The organism is Aliiruegeria sabulilitoris, from assembly GCF_001558155.1.
GTDB classification, from domain to species: Bacteria; Pseudomonadota; Alphaproteobacteria; order Rhodobacterales; family Rhodobacteraceae; genus Tropicimonas; species Tropicimonas sabulilitoris.
Genome location: NZ_LOAS01000017.1, coordinates 1 through 2,374, shown reverse-complemented (window position 1 = coordinate 2,374; position 2,374 = coordinate 1). Strand labels below are relative to the sequence as shown.

Genomic DNA, 2,374 nt, shown 5'->3' with positions numbered 1-2,374 from the left:
CAACGGTCGTCAGCGCCGCGGAGTCATAATCGAGACCGACCAGAGCAAGGAGAAAATGATCAAGGACTGGCTCGAAAAAACGGACCAACGGTAGCCGTAGCGCCCCCCGTAGCCCCCTTAGCGCCTAGAGGGTCAAAACGTGCTTGAGGCTACGGGGGCTACGGGGGGCGCTACGGGGGGGGCTACACCTGCCCAATCGCCCTCAAACCCCTTATTTTCATGGCTCAAACCCTAGGGGCTACGGGGCTACACCATATTTCTATCTAATGGAGAAATATTGGATATATAATTGATTATAAGTAATTATAGGTAATTATAAGTGATTATAAGTGATTATAGAGGGTAAATGGATGGATTCTATATAGCAGGGTTTGAATCGGTGTAGCCCCCGTAGCACCCTTAACCATCAGTCAAACACAACACCACCGATCACCGGGTCGGGCTCCTCGACCTCTTGGAGGTACCCGCATGATGAAGACCGCAACGGCCCGGCGAGAGGTCACGGAAGCCATCAGCGCGGCGCTGATGGCCGTTGAGCACGCGATGGAGGTGGCACATGAACGGCAGAGAGATCGCACTCGTTGCCTATAACGGATCGACAGAGCCTTGGCCGAGGTAACTGCTTCCATGCATCAGCGGGTACGGGACGTCCTCATCATCAAAGGGTACGCTGCGTGCTCAGGTAGAGGTCAGCAGCGCCGATGATGAGCTGCTCGTCGCCTTCCTCGTTCGTGAGATTGAGATAGCCTGGGACAGGTATGGCGAGCCGGACTTCGAGATTTACGACCAGCACGTGTTTTCCCCGTAACCGACCGACCGACTGATGCAGATGCAGAGCGCCCCGACCTGGCCGATCGGCGACCGTTGCATCGAGTATTTATAACGGGCCGGCATCGGGTGGGTAATCGCCCACCTGCACCCGCGCTGCGCGCTGCGGTTCTGGTGCGGGCCCCCTGTCCCTGTGCCCGGTGCCGGCCTCCCTGTGCCTGGCGGGCGCTGGCGGCGCTGGTGCGGGCCGGTGGGCGGCATCGACCCTCGGGGGCGTGGCTCGCGAGAAATGGGGGTGGGGGGCGACCCACCGCGCCGGGGGGACTAGAACAAACCTGTGATCGAGTTTTGGGCTATAAAAAGTATTTTGCCATCAAACCGCTTGCATATGCGATAGCCGCCAAACATGGGCGGAACCGACCCCGATGGGCCGTAAAACCAGACAACCGAAGCTTGATCGCGATTCACGTGCGCAGCTCCTCGCTCGACAGAAGGTCGGCACCTTCGAGTGGCCGACAGGCACCGTCCCGCGCCGCACCAACCCGTTCATTCAAGTCATTGCCGACGATTATGCGCAGACGATCTGGTCCAGCCGGCAAGAGTCCGATTGGATGCCGTTCCATCGCGAGATCGTCGCCGAGATCGGCCTGATCCAAACCGATATTGCTTTTTTGCGTATCGATATTGATGAAAAGGGAATGATCATCGACGGCAAGAAGAACCCCGCCGTTTCTCTGTTGGATTTGACAACCAAGAAGCTGCAATCCCATTTGCGGCTGATCGGTATGGGCGGGAGCGGCATCGATACCAGATCGATGAATAATCGTCGGCCAATCCAGCAACCTGCAGCCAAGTCCGTTGCCACGCCTGCTGCTGCTGCTGACGATGATGTACCCGATGAGATCCGAGGCTTCCTGCAATGATTTCCGATCGCGTCGTTTCCGCCGCCTTGGGCGGTAAAACTCCAGATTGGACTGCTGCCAAGCAGGCGGGCGCCGAGCCCTATCTCGCCCTGTGCAAATACGTGATTTCCCGGGTGCGGGCCGCGGTCGGTGAGGAAGCATACACGGATGCCAGCTTGCTGGCAGGCTCCATGCCGGTTCAGCTCGCAGCGGCCGACGAAGCTGTGTGTAAAGCAAATGCTGGACAAAAGGTTTTGCCATGACTCGATCACGCCCACCCAAGCGCGTCCGTGAAGCCGAGGCGCTCCGCCTGCTTGAGCTGGAGAAACAGCGCCGGGAAGAGGAGGAGAAAGCGGATGCGAAAGATGGTTGACCGCACGACCGATTCCGTCGTGGAGGATCTGCTGGCTGGGCGCATTACTGCCCGAGAACTGCATGCGGCCGATCTCGACGATCTGATCTGGGTGCTGGAAGCCCGACAAGAGCCGATCTCGGCCGACGTTGCGCTGGCTTTCGCGGGCCGGGTGATCCGGCAGCAGTTCCGAGGACGCGATCACCAGAGGGCCCGAACGAATTGGATCCACCGTCCCTGCACCGGATCGTCCTTGCGAGCAATGACCAGAAGGGCGTGGCTTCTGCCAGCACATTGCGCGATGTCTTCGCGGAAATCGTATCCAACCTCGCCTAGGTTGTGTTGACAAAAC

General features: G+C 58.8%; 3 protein-coding genes. 2 read left to right on the top strand and 1 reads right to left on the bottom strand.

The features are described from left to right. Positions 1 to 658 precede the first annotated feature (658 nt). Positions 659 to 793 (bottom strand): hypothetical protein, encoded by a 135-nt coding sequence (locus tag AX756_RS26650; protein ID WP_269432958.1) that lies wholly within the window; start codon positions 791 to 793, stop codon positions 659 to 661. A gap of 400 nt (positions 794 to 1,193) precedes the next feature. On the opposite strand from AX756_RS26650, the gene AX756_RS15840 reads away from it, so the two are divergent. Continuing rightward, on the top strand, positions 1,194 to 1,691 hold the full coding sequence (locus AX756_RS15840; protein WP_068313630.1) for a hypothetical protein: 498 nt from the start codon (positions 1,194 to 1,196) through the stop codon (positions 1,689 to 1,691). Further along, the gene (locus AX756_RS15835; protein WP_068313627.1) at positions 1,688 to 1,933 is read left to right on the top strand and encodes a hypothetical protein; all 246 of its coding nucleotides are present in this window, start codon (positions 1,688 to 1,690) and stop codon (positions 1,931 to 1,933) included. The genes AX756_RS15840 and AX756_RS15835 overlap by 4 nt, the downstream gene beginning before the upstream one ends. The last annotated feature ends 441 nt before the right edge of the window (positions 1,934 to 2,374 follow it).